This is a genomic window from Paenibacillus sp. FSL R5-0701 (genome assembly GCF_037973995.1).
In the GTDB taxonomy this organism is placed as follows: domain Bacteria; phylum Bacillota; class Bacilli; order Paenibacillales; family Paenibacillaceae; genus Paenibacillus.
In genome coordinates this window covers 2490176-2509577 of the sequence record NZ_CP150230.1, presented here as the reverse complement: position 1 = coordinate 2509577, position 19402 = coordinate 2490176, and the positions used below count along the sequence as shown (strand labels likewise).

The 19402-nt window shown below is 44.1% G+C and carries 15 protein-coding genes; all 15 read right to left on the bottom strand.

Annotation, left to right across the window (positions count from 1 at the left end; genetic code table 11):
* Positions 1–45: 45 nt before the first annotated feature.
* Positions 46–315, bottom strand: a complete 270-nt coding sequence (rpsO, locus tag MKZ13_RS11675) for a 30S ribosomal protein S15 (protein WP_056700672.1) — start codon at positions 313–315, stop codon at positions 46–48.
* Positions 293–427 (bottom strand): hypothetical protein, encoded by a 135-nt coding sequence (locus MKZ13_RS11670; protein WP_339184107.1) that lies wholly within the window; start codon positions 425–427, stop codon positions 293–295. The genes rpsO and MKZ13_RS11670 overlap by 23 nt, the downstream gene beginning before the upstream one ends.
* A gap of 47 nt (positions 428–474) precedes the next feature.
* Positions 475–1401 carry a bifunctional riboflavin kinase/FAD synthetase gene (locus tag MKZ13_RS11665; protein WP_339185383.1) on the bottom strand — a complete coding sequence of 309 codons (927 nt, stop codon included), beginning with the start codon at positions 1399–1401 and terminating at the stop codon, positions 475–477.
* Between the two features lie 82 nt (positions 1402–1483).
* Complete coding sequence (gene truB / locus MKZ13_RS11660) at positions 1484–2407, bottom strand: tRNA pseudouridine(55) synthase TruB (protein ID WP_339184105.1); 924 nt, start codon at positions 2405–2407, stop codon at positions 1484–1486.
* Positions 2401–3378 carry a bifunctional oligoribonuclease/PAP phosphatase NrnA gene (locus MKZ13_RS11655; RefSeq protein WP_339184102.1) on the bottom strand — a complete coding sequence of 326 codons (978 nt, stop codon included), beginning with the start codon at positions 3376–3378 and terminating at the stop codon, positions 2401–2403. The genes truB and MKZ13_RS11655 overlap by 7 nt, the downstream gene beginning before the upstream one ends.
* A 19-nt stretch (positions 3379–3397) precedes the next feature.
* Positions 3398–3757: a 30S ribosome-binding factor RbfA gene (rbfA, locus tag MKZ13_RS11650; protein ID WP_339184100.1), complete on the bottom strand. Its 360-nt coding sequence runs from the start codon at positions 3755–3757 to the stop codon at positions 3398–3400.
* A 25-nt stretch (positions 3758–3782) separates the two neighbouring features.
* Positions 3783–6368 (bottom strand): translation initiation factor IF-2, encoded by a 2586-nt coding sequence (gene infB, locus MKZ13_RS11645; protein ID WP_221824155.1) that lies wholly within the window; start codon positions 6366–6368, stop codon positions 3783–3785.
* A complete protein-coding gene (locus MKZ13_RS11640) occupies positions 6361–6690 on the bottom strand; it encodes a ribosomal L7Ae/L30e/S12e/Gadd45 family protein (RefSeq protein ID WP_017689142.1) in 330 nt (109 codons plus the stop codon). Before MKZ13_RS11640 ends, infB begins: the two co-directional genes overlap by 8 nt.
* Positions 6683–6988, bottom strand: a complete 306-nt coding sequence (locus tag MKZ13_RS11635; RefSeq protein ID WP_017689143.1) for a YlxR family protein — start codon at positions 6986–6988, stop codon at positions 6683–6685. Before MKZ13_RS11635 ends, MKZ13_RS11640 begins: the two co-directional genes overlap by 8 nt.
* A gap of 25 nt (positions 6989–7013) precedes the next feature.
* Entirely contained in the window at positions 7014–8111 is a 1098-nt protein-coding gene (gene nusA / locus MKZ13_RS11630; protein WP_062833827.1) for a transcription termination factor NusA, read from the bottom strand.
* 123 nt (positions 8112–8234) lie between these two features.
* Complete coding sequence (gene rimP, locus MKZ13_RS11625; protein WP_047842499.1) at positions 8235–8696, bottom strand: ribosome maturation factor RimP; 462 nt, start codon at positions 8694–8696, stop codon at positions 8235–8237.
* 257 nt (positions 8697–8953) lie between these two features.
* Entirely contained in the window at positions 8954–13273 is a 4320-nt protein-coding gene (locus MKZ13_RS11620; RefSeq protein ID WP_339184096.1) for a PolC-type DNA polymerase III, read from the bottom strand.
* 152 nt (positions 13274–13425) lie between these two features.
* Positions 13426–14880: a proline--tRNA ligase gene (gene proS, locus MKZ13_RS11615; protein ID WP_339184094.1), complete on the bottom strand. Its 1455-nt coding sequence runs from the start codon at positions 14878–14880 to the stop codon at positions 13426–13428.
* A gap of 62 nt (positions 14881–14942) precedes the next feature.
* Entirely contained in the window at positions 14943–16214 is a 1272-nt protein-coding gene (rseP, locus tag MKZ13_RS11610) for an RIP metalloprotease RseP (RefSeq protein WP_339184092.1), read from the bottom strand.
* Between the two features lie 75 nt (positions 16215–16289).
* Positions 16290–19235, bottom strand: coding sequence for a type 2 lanthipeptide synthetase LanM family protein (locus tag MKZ13_RS11605; protein ID WP_339184091.1), 2946 nt, complete (start codon positions 19233–19235; stop codon positions 16290–16292).
* Between the last annotated feature and the right edge of the window lie 167 nt (positions 19236–19402).

Genomic DNA, 19402 nt, shown 5'->3' with positions numbered 1-19402 from the left:
AATGACGGATAACAGCCAGGTTGGTTTTGAAAACATGTACGATAATTAACGACGCAATCCGAGTTTTTCGATCAGTGCGCTGTAACGTTTAACATCTTTGTTTTTCACGTAAGCCAAAAGCTTACGACGTTGACCTACCATTTTCAAAAGTCCACGACGTGAGTGGTGGTCTTTCTTATGCGTACGCAAGTGGTCTGTCAAACTTCTGATGTTTTCCGTAAGGATAGCAACTTGCACCTCTGGAGATCCTGTATCGGACTCGTGAGTTTTGTGCTCGTCGATCAGTTGTTGTTTACGTTCTTGAGTCAATGCCATCCTGTTCACCTCCTTCAATATAATCGCCATTAGCCTCGTCACCGCCGGTGAGAGCAAGCAACCAAGCCAAGGTTAATGTTGTCTTAATCGACAACGTAGTACAGTATATCATAATTGCCTAGTTAAAGTAAATGTAAACATGCATTTAATCCTGAACCTTTAAGATAACAGGTGGCCGGCAGTTAATGCATCTTCACGAATCTGGCTAATCAATGCATCAATGGAGTCAAACTTTCGTTCTGCACGAATATAGTGAACGAGCTCAACCTTTAGTTCTTGGTCATATAAGTGTCCATCAAAATCAAGCAGGTGCACTTCAAACGTAGGTTTCATCCCGCTTTCGTGAAACGTAGGTTTCACACCGAGATTCATTACGCCATGCAGTTCCTGTTCGCCATACTGCACACGAACAGCGTAAACACCCTTCGAGGGGGTAACGTAATGATCCGTGAGTTCAAGGTTGGCTGTAGGAAATCCAATCGTTCGTCCACGCTTCTCCCCATGAATGACGGTTCCTCTGATGCTGTAAGATCGGCCAAGCCAGTGACTGGCCTCATCCATCTCCCCACGCTTCAACAGGCCACGAATAAGAGAACTGCTCACTTTTTCACCATTTAACAAGAACGGAGGAACGGTTTCCACCGTCATCTCTCCTTCTCCCAAAGTACGAAGAAGTTGTTCATCCCCTGCACCCTTGTGACCAAAACGGAAGTCAAAACCCACCACCGCTGTTCGTGTCTGAAGAGGAATCAACAGGTCGTGTACGAATTGTTGCGGCGTCAACCGTGAGAAATCTTCATTGAACTCCACCACATAGAGTACATCAACGCCCATTCCTGCCAAGATATCTTCTTTATCTCTCAAGGGAGTTAAATAACCCTCGTAATCCCCTTTGCGCATAACTTCCTTCGGATGTGGATGAAAGGTCATGACCGCTGCCTGCATGCCCGTTTCCCGCGCAATGCGGACAGCTGATAAAATGACACTTGCATGTCCGAGATGCAGTCCGTCGAATTGACCAATCGCAAGCACTTGGGGCAGTGTGCTCAGCTCAGTCGAATGTAACGTCTGCGGATAGGTTAGCATTACGGTTTTCACAATCATTCACCTGCATTTCACTAGATAGGCCAAGCTTGAGCATCACCACAACTCCAAGCCCGAAACCTCTTTATTCCGGCAAAAAGACTTTAACTGCCCTCACCGTTGGTTTTAGTTCATCCCGCTCAAATATCCCCAGAAACGTACCATCCTGAGCATACAACCGCATTAACCCAGGTTGCTCTACAGGTGGTTCCAGAAGACGTGCAGACAGTTTCTGACCTTGAAGTGCTCCTTTGGTCTGTTCTTCTCCAACCTTGTGGGCCGGAATTGAAGAAATAGCCTCGTCAACAGGAATCAGCGCCTCCGCTAAAGTCCCGTCAGCCATAAGCTGTTCCACTTCTTCAATACGAAGACAACGATCTGCAGAGATACCTGCCGATATTGTACGCTCCAGTTGAACCATGGTCGATGGATATCCGAGTTGCCGGCCAATGTCTACACACAATGTCCGAATATAGGTACCTTTTGAACATAAAGCCCGGAAAGATATATCGGTGGTCTCACCCTGAGTCTCAATCCCTGTAAGCTCGAGCTCATAGATTGTGACCTCACGACTCTTACGCTCTACCGTCTTACCTTCACGAGCAAGCTCATAAAGACGTTTGCCGTCTACCTTTACCGCAGAATACATGGGTGGTACTTGAGAGATCGTGCCCAGAAACTGCTCTAGCACCTGTTGAACCTGTTCCTGTGTTACTTCCACAGTCGTTTGTGCCTGCTCAATGACTTCCCCTGTCATATCCTCTGTGTCAGTAGAGAGTCCCAATCTGAGCGTAGCCAGATATTCCTTCGGAAGCTCCTGCATGTACTCCACCACACGTGTCGCCCGTCCAAGACAGAGCGGCAGAACGCCTGTAACTTGTGGGTCAAGTGTGCCCGTATGCCCAATGCGCTTCATTTTGAGAATGCGACGCATTTTGGCTACAACATCATGAGAAGTAAATCCCGCCGGTTTATATACCGGAAGTACACCTTCAAATGGCTTTACCATTGTGAGTTCACCTGCTTCAGTACTTTTGCGACAATATCATCAAGTCTGCCTTCCAGACGACATCCGGCTGCAAGCACATGCCCGCCTCCGCCAAAGGTCTGGGCTAGTGCAGCAACATCAATCTTGCCAGCTGAACGCAAAGAAACCTTGACCGCATTCTCGTTGATGACTTTGAAAAAGATACCAACTTCCACGCCCTGAATGTTACGCGGATAATTCACTACCCCTTCAAGATCTTCATTAGCTGCTCCACAAGCCACCATATCATCTGGTGTAATAACAACCCAGGCTATCTTTCCATCATCCGTCATCTGCAGGCTTGATAGTGCCTGATTCAAAATCCGAACTTGCGGAAGAGTCACCTGCTCCAACAAGGTCTGGGCAAGATAGGGTCCATCCACGCCATGTTCAAGCAGTCTGGAGGCCGTTGTCATTACATTTGGGCTGGTGTTGGCATAGCGGAAGCCACCTGTATCCGTAAGCAATCCTGTATAAACTGCCGTCGCAACATCTTTATCCCATGTTACTTGGAACAGGTTAAGAAAATCGAACAAAATTTCAGCGGTTGCAGCAGCATCTGACTTAATGATGTTGACTGTACCATAACCGTCATTTGTAGGGTGATGATCAATATTCAAAATAACAGCATCGTCTTCGAAATAATGACGTGTCAAACCTACTCTGGCAAAGTCTGCACAATCCACACAAATAACAGCTTTATATTTTCGCTGCGGTGGTTGTTCGGTCATGTTCACAATGTTGCCTGCTTCCCACAAAAAATGCATACGCCCGGGAATTTTGCCTTCATTAATCATCGTGAATGTCTTACCCAGACATGACAGCAGCCAGCCCACCGTTACCGTCGAGCTGACTGCGTCACCGTCCGGCTGTACATGCGACACGACCAGGTAATCATCATGCTCCAGCAGAAATTGCTTTCCGGCCTGGAGCGCCTGTTCATAAGTGTGCATTGCCGTCTCCTCTATTCTGTTACTGGGATTCGTCTTTGTCGGAACCAATATCGCCAAGCAGCTTCTCAATTCGGCTGCCATAAGCGATGGATTCGTCAATCTTAAATATCAACTCGGGAACATGCCGGAACCGGATACGTTTGCCCAGCTCGGAACGCAAAAATCCATTTGCTTTTGCCAGAGCTTTGAGCGTGTTATCTTTTTGTTCCTGCTCACCGAAGACACTCAGATAAACTTTGGCTTGCGACAAGTCTCCTGTCACTTCGACTCCCGTTACCGTAATAAAGCCGATACGTGGATCTTTCAGTTCAGACTGGATGAGCAGACTGATTTCTTTCTTGATCTGCTCGCCCACTCTACCTGTACGAATCTTAGCCATCGTTGTTCACCTCATGCTTCCTTGCTTATCGTTGTACTGTCTCCATAATGAAGGCTTCGATAACGTCGCCCTCTTTGAGATCATTATATTTATCCAGTGTAATACCGCACTCGTAACCTTGGGCTACTTCTTTGGCATCATCTTTATAACGTTTCAGGGAATCCAGCTTACCTTCGTAAAGGACAATGCCATCACGAATCAGGCGTGCTTCCGCAGAACGCGTAATTTTACCCGAGGTAACCATACAACCAGCGATGGTACCCACTTTACTGATGGAGAACGTGCTCCGAACTTCAGCATGACCGATAACTTTTTCTTTGTAGATCGGATCAAGCATACCTTTCATCGCTTGTTCAATTTCTTCGATAACACTGTAGATTACGCGATGCAGACGAATGTCTACTTGCTCTTGATCTGCAGTTGCTTTCGCCTGGTTATCAGGACGAACGTTGAAACCAATCACGATGGCATTGGATGCTGCCGCCAAAATGATGTCGGACTCCGTGATTGCACCAGCGCCGCTATGAATGATTTTCACGCGTACACCTTCAACTTCGATCTTCGCAAGGGAACCTTTCAATGCTTCAACCGAACCTTGTACGTCACCTTTGATGATTACGTTCAGATCTTTGATCTCGCCATCTTTGATGTGTTGGAACAGATCATCCAACGTTACGCGAGTATGTGTACCCAGATCGGATTCACGTTGCGTAATCGCACGTTTGTCAGCGATGGAACGCGCTTTACGCTCATCTTCAAACACCATGAATGGATCTCCCGCACCTGGAACTTCAGTCAAACCTGTGATTTCAACAGGTGTTGAAGGTCCAGCCTCTTTCAGACGACGACCTTTGTCATTGACCATCGCACGGACACGACCGAAGCAGTTACCTGCTACGAATGCATCGCCGACTTTCAATGTACCGTGCTGTACGAGGATACGTGCAACTGGGCCACGTCCTTTATCCAGCTCGGCTTCAATCACTGTACCACGGGCACGTTTGTCCGGGTTCGCTTTGTATTCGTTCACTTCTGCAACCAGCAGAATCATTTCAAGCAGACCTTCCAGACCCATTCTTTGTTTTGCTGACACGTTAACAAAGATGGTATCTCCGCCCCACTCTTCAGGAACGAGTTCATAGCTAGTTAGTTCTTGTTTCACTTTGTCTGGATCAGCGCCCGGCTTGTCAATTTTATTGACAGCCACGATGATTGGTAGCCCAGCAGCTTTGGCATGGTTAATCGCCTCAATTGTCTGTGGCATAACACCGTCATCCGCAGCTACGACAATAATCGTCATATCCGTAACTTGTGCGCCCCGTGCACGCATCGCTGTAAACGCTTCGTGACCCGGAGTATCCAGGAACGTGATCTTTTTGTTGTTGATTTCAACTTGATATGCACCGATATGTTGCGTGATTCCGCCTGCTTCGCCATCGGATACATTCGTTGAACGAATAGCATCCAGCAAAGTAGTTTTACCATGGTCAACGTGACCCATGATCGTAACTACTGGTGGACGAGCCTGCAAGTCAGCAGCATCATCATTCTCTTCCAGTGTTTCGAAACGGTCATCTTCAAGCACAATCTTCACTTCAACCTCAACACCGAATTCACCTGAAAGCAGAAGGATCGTTTCGATATCAAGCTCTTGGTTGATTGTTGCCATAACGCCCATAGCGATGAGCTTTTTGATAACTTCGGAAGCATCCTTATGGAGCAACTTCGCTGTTTCACCAACAGTCATATCACCACGAACGATGATTTTCTTAGGTGTGTTATCAATTTTTTCACGTTGTTGGTACTGTTGTTGATTTCTGTTGCGGTTGTTCTTGCCACCACGGTTACCACGGAAGTTGCCGCCACGGTTGTCATCATAACGACGTCCCCCGCCACCGCTGTTCGAACGGTTACCACTATTGTTGTTGCTGCCAGTAGTGCCACCTGGGCCGCTTCTACGTTGGCCTTGTCCTTGGCTCTGACCTTGGCCACCGCTACGGTTGCCAGCAGTACCTGTGTTACCACCGCTGTTAGGTCCTGAAGTTCTTACCTGACCGCCACCGCTGTTATTCGGACGTTGACCCGATCCTTGCGGACGGGATGCAGTACTGCTTTGTCCACCTTGAGCTGGTCTTGGACGGTTAGTTGATTGTCCTCCTTGGCTTGAGCCTTGGGAAGAGTTTGTTCTGTTGCGGCTGTCTTGGCCGCTGGGTCTTTGGGTGCCATTGTTATTGTTGGAATTTGGTCTATTGTTCATACCTACCTGCTTTTCCTGTTGTATTTTTGTTTGTACGGGACTACCGGATGGGTTACTGCTCTTCGGCGTGTTCACTCCGCCGGCCGGCTTGTTGCTGTCCACTGGTTTGTCACTGCGCACTGCCGAAGTAGCAACTGGTTTTGCATCGTTGCTTTGTTTCGAAGCAGCAGTGGATTTTATATCTTTAAAAAATTGTTCCACCTTACCGACTGAACCATTCTCCATGACACTCATATGATTGTTTACGGGAATTTCCAGCTTTTTAAGAATGGTTATAATTTCTTTACTACTCATATTAAGGGACTTCGCATATTCATAAACTCGCAATTTATCCTTGTTTTCCTGTTTACTCAATATACTCCACCTCCGACATTATACCGACTTGCTTGGAGATCATTTTTGCAAACCCTCGATCCGTTACTGCAAGAACAACACGCGTGTCTTTACCGATACTTGAACCCAGACTATCCCGGTCAAATCCGATCAACAGAGGAACCTTATAAGTTCCGCATTTATCGCGAAATTTCTTTTGTGTATTGGCTGAGGCGTCACCCGCAACAATAACCATTTTAGCTTCGGAAGAACGGATCGCTTTAAGTACAATTTCTTCACCTGTTACAAGTTTACCTGCACGCATAGAGAGTCCCAAATAAGACAGCGTTTTAATATTAGTCATGTTCACGCTCCTGTGCTGCTTTGAATTCATCCTCAACCGCGATGAAGTCAGCTGCTAATTGCTCGTAAATTTCAGGTGAGACTTTGCCTTTCAACGCCCGATCCAAAGCCCGGTTTTTGAGTGCGAGCTTAAAACAGGACTCTTTGCCGCATAAATAGGCACCACGTCCGGATTTTTTGCCAGTCAAATCGATCAGCACTTCATCCTCTGGCGTTTTAACAATGCGAATCAGCTGCTTTTTGGGCATCATTTCTTGGCATGCCACACATTTGCGCAGCGGCACTTTTTTTGGTTTCATACGTCAGCGCCCCCCGTACTTTACTTTAGTCGACGGAGACGGAATCCTGATGCATTTCAGAAGAAGAATCTTTTTCTCTGCCGAATTCCTGTTCCGCCTGGCTCTCGCTCTTAATGTCGATTTTCCAGCCGGTTAATTTGGCTGCCAATCTGGCATTTTGGCCTTTGATACCAATTGCGAGCGACAGTTGATAGTCCGGAACGATAACCCGAGCCATCTTTTCTTCCTCAAATACATGAACTTCCAATACTTTGGAAGGACTCAGTGCATTAGCAACATATTCGTCTACCTGATCGGAGAAACGAACAATGTCGATTTTTTCACCGCGCAGCTCACCCACAATGGTCTGCACGCGCATTCCCTTAGGACCTACACAAGATCCAACTGGATCAACTTCCTCGTTGCGGGAATGTACGGCAATCTTGGAGCGGAACCCTGCTTCGCGAGCGACGGAGCGAATTTCAACTACACCGTCAAAGATCTCAGGCACTTCCAGTTCAAAGAGACGTTTCAAGAGGCCCGGATGGGTACGGGACAAAATGATTTGCGGCCCTTTCGTCGTATTCTCGACCTTGGTGATATACGCCTTAATACGGTCACCATGAACAAACTTCTCGTTCGGCATCAATTCGGTCAGCGGTAAAGCCGCTTCGATTTTGCCCAGATCGATGTAGATATTGCGCAAATCCTGACGCTGCACCACTCCCGTAACGATATCTTCTTCCTTATCTACGAAAGCGTTGTAGATCAGGCCGCGTTCGGCTTCACGAATCCGCTGGGTCACTACCTGTTTGGCAGTTTGTGCCGCGATACGTCCGAAATCACGCGGCGTAACTTCAATCTCCGCAATATCTTCCAGCTGGAAGTGTGGGTTGATTTCTCGTGCAGCAGGCAATGAAATTTCGGTACGTGAATCCAGGACTTCTTCCACGATCAATTTACGGGCATACACTCGAATAACTCCCGTATTACGGTTCATGTCAACACGCACATTCTGGGCCGTGTTGAAATTCCGCTTGTAGCTGGAAATTAGTGCAGCCTCGATCGCTTCAAACAGCACATCCTTGCTGATCCCTTTTTCCCGTTCCAATTCATTCATTGCTTCAATAAAATCCATACTCATGAATGTTGATCCCCCTTTCAAACATGGCATCTCATACGTAAAACGGCGAAAGGCTCTGAACTCATGAGCACCTTGCCGTTATCGTGAGATGTGTCTTTTTCATTAATAAAGTGAACAAGGCACTTAAAACAAAATAGCTAGGCGCGCACTGGCAACCTTATCATAAGAAATGGCATGCTGTTTTTTGCCTGCTTCGATCACGAGTTCCTCGTCATCAAAGGAAAGCAGCTTGCCTTCAAATTCCTTCAATCCGTTCACCGGCTCGTAGGTTGTAACAAAAACATTTTTGCCTACAGCTTTGGTAACGTCCTCAGGTTTTTTCAGTGGACGCTCCGCACCGGGAGAAGACACTTCAAGGAAATAGATGGTTGGAATCGGATCGTTCTCATCCAGCTTGGCGCTCAGCTTTTCGCTGATCAAGACGCAATCGTCGATGTCGATGCCACCCTCTTTGTCGACATACACCCGTAAAAACCAGTTGCTGCCTTCTTTGACGTATTCGATGTCAACCAGCTCGAAGCCTTGTTCGTTCAAGTAGGGTTGGATCATTTCTTCCACGGTAGATTTAATGTTCGTTGTGCTCAAAACCAATAACCTCCAACTTAGGTTACACCAGCAAAAAAAGCACTGGCAGATTATTCAATACCCAAGATTCTTGTATACCAAAGACTAAAGAGTGGGTTTCCCCACTCTTTAGAAATTCGTACTATCTCGTTCACTTCAAAAATTATAACATAGTCTGGTAATAGTGACAAGTAAGCGATGGTTCAGGCAGTTTACTTACTAATGAAGGAAAAATTACGTTCCCCCAGCAATCGCGATGTTTAGATCCAAATTCAATCCTAGAAAAGGGAAAGCTGATTACTCTCTGGCAAGCCACGGAAACATCCCATATTGGACAGGAGTTCAACAATGGTCTTACTTGCTTTCGACTTTTGCTGGAAGTCCTCAACCGATAGAAACTCACCATGATCTCTTGCTGCAGCAATGTTGCGAGCAGCATTATCCCCGATTCCTGCCAACGCCGAAAATGGAGGGATTAGTGATTTTCCGTCAACGATGAACTTTGTCGCTTCCGAACGGTATAAGTCAATGGATTTCAGTGAGAATCCGCGTGCTGCCATTTCCAGACCCATTTCCAGAACAGGTAACATGTTTTTCTCTTTTGGAGGTGCCTGGAAACCTAATTGCTCAATTTCCGTAATTTTGCGATAGATCGCGTCATATCCCTGACACATCAGTTCGATATCAATCTCATCCGCCCGAACGGTAAAGTAAGTTGCGTAATATTCAATCGGATGATACAGCTTGAAGAACGCCGTACGTACTGCCGAAATAACATAAGCGGCCGCGTGTGCCTTCGGGAACATGTACTGGATTTTGAGACACGAATCAATGTACCATTGAGGCACTTTACAATTCTTCATCTCGTCAATCCATTCCTGCGGCAGGCCCCGTCCCTTACGAACACTCTCGGTAATCTTAAATGCCAGACTTGCGTCCATTCCCGTTTTATAGATCAGAAATAACATGATATCATCCCGACAACCGATCACTGTCTTAATGTTACACGTTCCGTTCTTAATCAGATCCTGAGCGTTTCCAAGCCATACGCCTGTACCATGGGACAATCCGGAAATCTGCAGTAAATCGGCAAAAGACGTCGGCTGGGATTCGACAAGCATCTGACGTACAAACTTCGTTCCCATCTCTGGCACGCCAAACGTCGCGACTGGCGACCTAATCTGTTCCGGTGTAACACCCAGAGCGTCGGTTGAGTTAAACATGCTCATAACTTTGGGATCATTCATCGGAATGCTCGTTGGATCGACCCCTGTCAAGTCCTGCAACATCCGCATCATAGTTGGATCATCATGCCCCAGAATATCAAGTTTTAGCAAGTTTTCTTCAAAAGCATGATAATCAAAGTGTGTGGTTTTCCACTCCGCATTAACGTCGTCAGCTGGAAACTGAACAGGTGTAACGTCTTCCACCTCGATATAATCAGGTACCACGACAATACCGCCGGGATGCTGTCCAGTACTCCGTTTCACCCCAGTACATCCAGAGGCCAAACGATTCAATTCAGCTCCGCGCCATTTCTTGTGATGTTCTTCCTCATATTTCTTGGCAAAACCAAATGCTGTTTTCTCAGCCACCGTACCAATGGTCCCCGCACGGAAAACACTCTTCTCACTAAATAGTACTTTCGTATAGTTATGGGCATGAGGCTGATAATCACCAGAGAAATTCAAGTCAATATCGGGAACTTTATCTCCTTTAAATCCAAGGAAGGTCTCAAACGGAATATCCTGGCCTTCTCCTTTAAGTGTGCCACCACAATCCGGACACTCTTTCTCTGGAAGGTCAAATCCACTCCGTACACTGCCGTCCAGGAACCACTCGCTGTGTTTGCATTCCGAATTCACACAAATATAATGAGCAGGTAGTGGATTAACCTCGGATATCCCCAGGAATGTAGCAACAACAGAGGAGCCTACTGATCCCCGTGAACCTACGAGGTAACCATCCTGATTCGATTTTTTAACCAAGCGCTCCGAGATCAGATAGTTGGCAGAAAAACCGTATTTAATAATTGGAATGAGTTCTTTCTCTAATCGTGCCACGATTACTTCCGGTAACTCCTCGCCATAGATGGACTTGGCAGTTTCATAGCAGGTATTACGGATTTCTTCGTCTGCACCTTCCAGAATCGGAGTAAACAGTTTGTCCGGGAATAACTTAATTTCCTCAAATCGATCAGACAGCTCCACCGTATTTGTAACAACGACTTCGTAAGCTTTATCTTGGCCCAGGAACTGGAACTCTTCCAGCATTTCCTCTGTCGTTCTAAAATGTGCATCCGGTTTACGCTGATCTTTCAGTGGACTAAATCCTGTAATTCCGTGAATGGTGATATCCCGATATAACTTGTCACGTGGTTCCAAATAGTGCACGTTACCCGTGGCTATGACCGGTTTATTCAGTTTTGCACCTATATCGATGACTTTACGGATCGCTGTTTTGATTTCTTCGGGCGTAGCCACCAACCCTTTATCCACCAAATGCATATACATGGTAAGCGGTTGGATCTCCAGTATGTCATAGAACTCAGCGATCTCTTCCGCTTCTTCGAGCGATTTGTTAAGCACCGCTTCGAAAAACTCCCCTTTTTCACAGCCCGATATAATAACAAGGCCTTCACGCAAATTAATCAGTTTCGATTTGGGAATGCAAGGTACACGCTTGAAATGTTCCGTATGAGAGAGAGATACCAGCTTATATAGATTTTTCTTGCCGACATCATTTAATGCATAGATTCCACAATGGAAAGGTCTTGTATTCGACAAGTCGACACCTACATAATCATTCAAGCGATCAAGCCTCGTTAAACCTTTCATCTGAGCAGCATCATTTAATAATCCGATCAGTATACCCGCGAGTGCAACCGTATCATCTATGGCACGGTGATGACTTTCGAGTCCAACCTTATATTTATCCGCCATCGTATTCAGACGGTGGTTCTTATTTTTGGGAAATAACAATCGCGCCAGTTCCAATGTATCAAGGACCGGGTTAGGAAGCTCTGGCAATCCAATTTGCTTCAGGGAAGCCTGGATAAAGCCCATGTCAAAACGTGCATTATGCGCAACAAGCACCCCATCACCAGCAAACTGCACAAAATCACGGATAACAGGCTCCAGCTCAGGTGCGTCTTTTACCATGTCATCATTAATATTGGTCAACTGCTGAATGTTGTAGGGAATGCGTTCATGCGGATTCACAAATGTTGCAAACCGATCGATTTCCTTACCATCTTGCATCTTCACTGCTGCAATCTCAATGATTTTGTTCTGTGTTACCGACAAACCTGTGGTCTCGATATCAAATACGATGTATGTTGCTGTTTGGAGATCCAATGGCTGAGGAGCCATTACAACGGCAACAGAGTCATTCACGACATTGGCCTCAAGGCCGTAGATCATTTTAATTCCGTTTTTCTTAGCTGCCTTGGAAGCCTCGGGATATACCTGCACCCCACCATGATCACTGACAGCAATCGCCTTATGTCCCCACTCCGCTGCCATTTTCACATATTTGTCGATTGAAGTTACAGCATCCATCGTACTCATCGTAGAATGCAAATGGAACTCCACCCGTTTCTCTGGTGCATTATCTTTGCGAGACGGTGGTGCTTTAACTTCAATCAGATCCGAAGGAATCATGGCGAGCTCAGGAATTTGCATAAACCGGTCATATTCTACACGACCACGCACTTTCACCCATTTACCGTTAGCCAGCAAACTGAGAATTTTCACATCCTCTTTTGTTTTGGCAAACATCTTCATTTGCATGGAATCCGTGAAATCGGTCAGATAGAAGGTAAACAATGTATTTCCGTTTCGCAATTCTTTACGATCCAGTCCAAACACCGAACCTTGAAGCGTGACTTTCTTCTCTTCATCCTGAATTTCCTGCATGGGCACTGCAGGTTCCTTAATGTCATAACCCATTTGCAAACGCAGATCACCCTGCTCCTCATCCACCGGGATTTCTGTGTCCACTTCACTCATCATCTTCTCGATGACCTCAAGTTCCTCTACACGTTTTTGGGCCTGGAACTGTTCCATGGCCTCTTTATTACTTCCCACTTCACCCACTTGCATCTTGATGCGAAGAGGTAGATGAAAGTACTTATCATAGAATTTTGTAATAGCCTGATCAATCTGTTTCTTACGAGCCAACTCCATTGACGTTGCATCACTCATTGTCAGTTGTAGAAGATCCTCTTCACATTCAAAGGTTGTCCGGTTCATCCAACCATTTACAGATGGAATCTCACGGGTAACCCACTCCAGAAACAGATTCCAATATTCACTGACGATATCACCATTTTGTACTTGATCCGTGTATTTGAAGCCAAATGAAATTTTGGCAATATGATTCATCTTCTCTTGAATATGCAGGCAAAATGTGCGATAGATTGGAGCCGGTACCAACGTATCCTTCGCAATCAGAATATTCCATTCCCGATTACTTCGATTGGTCTCTACTTGTTCAATCCATCCATCCAAAAAATAGGGCTCTAACAGGCCAGCCGGAAGCTCTGCCTGTTTCATCAACAACTCAAACCGTTTTCTCTTCTCCTCGAATCCGCTCATCGTGTTCCTCCTTGTACCCCCTTAAAGCATGAAAAGCCCCTGCATTCAAAAATGTCACCGATCCGAACTCGCACCGACTCATTTTATCCGACAGAAGCTCTCCATTCATTACTTAAACGGTGAATAAGTGCTTTTCGTCAAGTGATCCTGACTTAGTATGCTCTTGCAAACACAACCGTGTGTTCTGCCTGTTCACCACAAGCCAGGCACGTATGCTTTTCTTCCGCAGGCTTGAACGGAATGTTCCGGCTTGTTGCACCTGTGACTTCTCTTACTTTATCTTCGCAAGCTTCTGAACCGCACCATCCAGCCAGTGTAAACCCGCGTTTATTTTCCATCAGTTCTTTCATCTCATCGAGTGTATCCACGGAGTAGAAGTTATCCGACATAAATGTGCGAGCACGCTCTAACATATCTGCCTGAATCTGTGTCAGCATAGCCTGGATCTCTTCTACCAGGTTCGCTTGTTCTACCACTTTCTTCTCACCTGTGATCCGTGATACGAGTACACAAACGCCATTTTCCATATCACGTGGACCAATCTCCAGACGAATCGGAACACCGCGCATCTCGTATTCATTGAACTTCCAACCTGGGCGAACATCGCTGCGGTCATCCATTTTCACACGAACTCCAGCTTTTTTCAACTCAGTGAACAACTCATCTGCACGCCCAACAACAGCATCACGCGTTTTCGGAGGCCCAATTGGAATCATGACCACTTGTGTTGGTGCCACTTTAGGAGGAAGTACGAGACCACGGTCATCTCCGTGAACCATAATTAATGCACCGATCAAACGTGTGCTTACTCCCCATGAAGTAGTGTAAGCCAGCTCCAGCACATTATTGCGGCTAAGATACTGGATTTCAAATGCTTTTGCAAAGTTCGTCCCCATATAGTGAGATGTACCTGCTTGTACAGCACGTCCATCCTTCATCATGGCTTCGATTGAGTACGTATCCACCGCACCCGCAAACTTCTCGGATTTGGTTTTCTGACCCACAATTACAGGAATAGCCAAGTATTCCTCAACCACTTCACGATAAATCTCAAGCATTTTCATCGTTTCTTCACGTGCTTCTTCTTCCGTCTCATGCGCTGTATGACCTTCCTGCCACAGGAACTCACTTGTGCGAAGGAACGGCAACGTTCTTTTTTCCCAACGAACTACGTTAGCCCACTGGTTGATCAGTACCGGAAGATCCCGATAAGACTGAATCCACTTGGAATACATGTGACCGATAATCGTTTCGGATGTAGGACGGATTGCCAGACGTTCTTCCAGCTTCTCTCCGCCAGCTTCAGTAACCCATGGTAATTCAGGGTTAAAACCTTCCACGTGCTCTTTTTCCTTTTGAAAGAAGCTCTCAGGAATGAACATCGGGAAGTACGCATTGCGATGGCCCGTTTCCCGGAAACGACGATCCAACTCATCCTTAATATGTTCCCAGATTTCAAAGCCGTCTGGTTTGAACACAATACAACCGCGTACGGGTGCATAGTCCATGAGATCAGCTTTTTTGATAACATCAATGTACCAGCGTGAGAAATCCTCACCCTGTGGTGTGATTTCAGTCACGAACTGTTTATCATTTTCCTTTGACATAAGACTCCAGCGTCCTCCCATAACGACTATCTCTGAATCTCCAGAGCGTAGTCCAACCGTAATTATCCGTTAATTAAACGTAATATATCATTGTAAGTTACTGCCAGCATCAACACAAACAACATCGCAAATCCGATAAAATGCACCATGCCTTCGCGATTGGGATCAACAGGTCTGCCGCGCAGCGCTTCAATTCCCAAAAATACAAGACGGCTACCGTCAAGTGCAGGTATTGGCAACAGGTTGAAAATCCCAAGATTGATGCTAATCATTGCACTCCAGTATATTAATCTATCCAACCCTGATTTAGCGATCTCTCCTGTTAGTTCAATGGTTCTGACAGGTCCACCTATATCATCCAGGGTGAAGTTCTGCACAAGCTGTTGAAGACCTTTGAAAATCAACTTTGAAGTTTCAATCGTGTATTTACCAGAAAGCGTAAAGGTTTCAAAAAAACCAGCTTGTCTAGTAGGAAATCCGAGTGAAATCCCTACTTTCCCACCATCTTGTCCCGGTAATGCTGTAGGAGTAACAAAAACATTAAGCTCTTTCCCCTCACGAATAACTGTCCAACTCATGGCTTTATCTTTTGACTCAGAGATTGAAGAGATAACCTTTTGCTGGTCTACTCCAACCGGAGCACCATTAATACTCTTAATGATATCTCCCTCTTTAAATCCAGCCTTCTCCGCAGGAGTGTTTGCTGTAACATCTGCTATTTTTATGTAGGAAGGATTCACAACAGGAACGCCACTCACTTGAACAAATATTGCGAACAATACAAATGCTAGAATAAAGTTCATCATAGGTCCTGCAAAAATAGCTAAGGAACGTTGCCCTACAGTCTTACTGCTAAACCAACGATCTTTAGGCGCAATTTGCATGCTAGAGTGTTTATTCACAATTACAGCCTGAGGATGAACAGAATACATCATAGACTCTCCGTCAACATCAAGTTCAATCTTAAGGGCTGTTTCAAGGTCTATATGCAAAACTTCACCTTTTATAACATTCTTGTATTTTTCAAGATTGCTCGTAAAGATTTTCTCAACCTTATCGTCCTTGATTCGAACACATATGGTTTGTCCTACATCAATTTCTGAGATATCAGGATCTTCCCCTGCCATTCTAGCATACCCACCAAAAGGTAACAAACGGAACGTGAACTGAGTTTCACCCTTTTTATATGAGAACATTTTAGGGCCAAATCCAATTGCAAATTCACGAACCAAAATGCCAGCGCGCTTAGCAAAATAATAATGGCCCCACTCATGAATTGCTACAATAACAAAGAACATCATGAATATATAGAACGCAATTTTAAGAGTCTCCAACAAACACTACACCTCCTTAACTTATTATGCATGCTCTAGAATAACATTATTCTTAATTAAATACCAAGAAGTTTTTTAAGACCCCGCAAATGCACCAATTGCTGGTATCTCCAGTGACAAAATAGAAGGAATTTCAGGATTGTTCAATCGAAGTAAACCATAACCGAAGCCTGTAATTCCCGTCATCAGCCCTAATTGAAAATCCTTAGCCGAGATTCTATTATACTTCAAGCAAATTTCAACGCCAACTTCCTGTAAGGTTTTGTGATTTCTTGTTGTACCCATCACTTTCTCAATAGATAGTAAGATATCTAAATTCCCGAGGCTTCCGTGGCACATAAAAGGAGGTAACTGTAGACCATCTTCTATGATTTTGGTTTTTGCTGCCTCAATCTCATCGGCCAGACTAGAGTCATCTATCTTTTGTAACATGTGGAGTCTTGAGAGACCAATACCGGGTGCCCCATGACACCAATAGACGGATTGAAATTCATTCTGCTCTTTAAATCGTTTATCACGCCAATTATTGTGATATTGACTGTAATCTTCTCGTTCCATATTCATTAACAACTTAGCAAAACTTTTATACTCTTGTATACCAGTAATGGACCAAAGTTCAACGAATGCCCAAGCATATCCGCTTAACCCATGCGATAGTCCATTGAGCAAGACTTCCTCGCTTTCCACAGGATCTTTTAGCTTACTTATAAGATGCTCTCCACATTCACTCGCCAATATTTTGAATTTGGGATCTGAGGTTTGTGAGTACAATTGAGTAAGCAATATAATTGCCCCCGCACTTCCGCCAATCACATCAAGCTGCTTGTCATCTTTTATTAGTGACTTCACTTTATCTATATACGTTAAGGCCACATCGTAATATTCCTTTTCTTTCCAAATAAACGATACATGCAACAATGTATAAGCATATCCCAACAAACCACTGAATAGAGAAAGATTGTTTTCTTGGGCCACGGTTATAGTATCTAAACAGGTTTGCAGCGCTTCTTTAGCAAAGACACTGTATCTTGAGTCACCCGATTCAATTCCAAGATAAGCCATAAATAGCACAATTCCAAGTGAACCATCATATAAAGTAGGCTCTAATATCCCAATGTAATGCCCTTTATCAGTAATGGGTTTACGATCAATCCATATAATCGTTTGTTTTTCCTGATCCCAGGCTGCATGATCTATTAACTCATCACCAATTTTTATAGCCATTTTCAAGAAATCTACATTGTTTACAATCGGATCAACAGAGTAAGATTCGTTGCCTTTTAAAGATTTTACGGACGAAGTAAGTGACATCGTTAAATATCTAAACTGCTTCTCAAAATCATGTTTACCTAGTCTATTTAATTGCTCTTGAATTCTTATGGAGCCTGTCATTTGAAAACTAAGTTCCACCTTCTCCATGTTGGATTGAATCGTTATATGTTCCGATTCCATGTAAAAATTAAATACGGGAATCTCTTGTTGCAATAAACACTCCATCTCATACGGAACAAGCTTGCTATAGTACGGCGTATAGGCCGAACTCTTTTGAAAGTGTTCAAACAGTTGAATTCTTTTGGATAATTTTTGAAGATAGTCTGGATGTAAACTTGATTTAAGAAATTCTCCGTAATCATTTGTTGATCTGAATATCATTCTAACTGACGCATTTTTAAAATTATTCATCGGACCATGCGTAGCTACAATCTCATCCTTAAAATCCATAATAAAATGATACATATCTGTGAAACCTTCTTGGATTTTGGTTATATATGCGTCAAACTCTATATGTTCTCCTTGCAATTGTGGTCTGTTACAACCTTGCTCTTTCGTTACTTTTTTACTTATCAATTTCATTTCATCTGTAAATGGAAATTCGATAACTTCACCAATCACTTGATTCTTCTGATCTCCCCAATTTCCTAGTCCACTCGTATCCGTATCTTCTTCGGGGGTTCGTTTAAAAGGAATCAGCATGCTACTAAATACCGAACGATCCATTTCATTAAGAAACAACTCTCGCCAGTTTTCATTAGCTTCAGATGCAACACGATTGGAAAACAAAGTCTCCAGATCAATGAGAATAGGATACTCCCCATCAGCTATAATATTTTCAAAATGAAAGTCTCTTGAACCCAGAATGTACAATAAGGCCACATAACCTCCATAACGATAGTAATATCTATTGATTTCGTCTTTGGTGGTACACTCTGTATATTCTACGTATGACTGCCAGCCGTATGAACCACAATCTACAGATCTAGTTGTTTTGTACTCCATTTTATTATTGAATACATTGATCCAGTTCATCAACTTTTCGAATGCAATATCAATTTTGAGCGAACGTGGCTTATAGATCAACTTATTTCCATCACTAAAATAAAGTACGCTTACAGAACGCCCCTTAGAATGAGTATCACCTGCTCCTGTTGAAATTCTCTCTAGGAAAAGATAATCTTTATCAAATTCATTTTTTAACGTGTCCAGATCCATGCTAAGATGTGTCATTATTTCTGTATGATATTCAATGACTCTTGTTGTTTCATCTGTCATCAATTTAGCTAACACCGGATACATCATAAAAAGCGATTCGATATAATCTTTATCATGTAATAATACATTATTATAATAGTTATAGCGGTTTTCAGACGTATCGCCCAGTAAAAGTCCTGATAACCTTGCGATATGCATCTCCTGAATTAACGTTCGAATACTCAAGTTTAACAGTTTTGAATAAAGTTCCTCATACCAATTATGCCTCAGCGATTCAATACTTCCCTGAAGTGACTCGTGTTTTAGCAATAGGACATCAAAATGCTTCTGCGCAAACATAAGAAAGGGTTCAAAAAATGAACTAAAGAGCTTTTTATCCTGATTTGAGGATTTTTGGACTGTGGATTGATTCAATATCATTCCAATTGTTTTCACCCAATCAAGGCTTCCTTCCATTCCGACCTCTGCATTAGGATCGTATGTCTCTATAAGCTTTTTTCTAAATTCTAAGTTTGGACTACTGTTCAACATTACCCCTCCTGTATCACCTAAACTTATTTTTATCTTCTAAGAAGCAAAGCATCACCATTATAATCACGATTGGTATAGGGTGCTCTGACATAAAGTAAAAAGGTCACCTTTTAGATCAACAATCGATCTTGAAAAGTGACCCTTTTTCTTGCTATATCTCATTAGCT

Coding starts and splice junctions, on each gene's coding strand:
- nusA (WP_062833827.1), bottom strand. CDS start 8,111: ATGAGTATGGATTTTATTGAAGCAATGAATGAATTGGAACGGGAAAAA.
- MKZ13_RS11670 (WP_339184107.1), bottom strand. CDS start 427: ATGATATACTGTACTACGTTGTCGATTAAGACAACATTAACCTTGGCT.
- rpsO (WP_056700672.1), bottom strand. CDS start 315: ATGGCATTGACTCAAGAACGTAAACAACAACTGATCGACGAGCACAAA.
- proS (WP_339184094.1), bottom strand. CDS start 14,880: ATGTCAAAGGAAAATGATAAACAGTTCGTGACTGAAATCACACCACAG.
- MKZ13_RS11635 (WP_017689143.1), bottom strand. CDS start 6,988: ATGAAACCAAAAAAAGTGCCGCTGCGCAAATGTGTGGCATGCCAAGAA.
- rbfA (WP_339184100.1), bottom strand. CDS start 3,757: ATGGCTAAGATTCGTACAGGTAGAGTGGGCGAGCAGATCAAGAAAGAA.
- MKZ13_RS11620 (WP_339184096.1), bottom strand. CDS start 13,273: ATGAGCGGATTCGAGGAGAAGAGAAAACGGTTTGAGTTGTTGATGAAA.
- MKZ13_RS11640 (WP_017689142.1), bottom strand. CDS start 6,690: ATGACTAATATTAAAACGCTGTCTTATTTGGGACTCTCTATGCGTGCA.
- MKZ13_RS11605 (WP_339184091.1), bottom strand. CDS start 19,235: ATGTTGAACAGTAGTCCAAACTTAGAATTTAGAAAAAAGCTTATAGAG.
- MKZ13_RS11665 (WP_339185383.1), bottom strand. CDS start 1,401: ATGCTAACCTATCCGCAGACGTTACATTCGACTGAGCTGAGCACACTG.
- truB (WP_339184105.1), bottom strand. CDS start 2,407: ATGGTAAAGCCATTTGAAGGTGTACTTCCGGTATATAAACCGGCGGGA.
- MKZ13_RS11655 (WP_339184102.1), bottom strand. CDS start 3,378: ATGCACACTTATGAACAGGCGCTCCAGGCCGGAAAGCAATTTCTGCTG.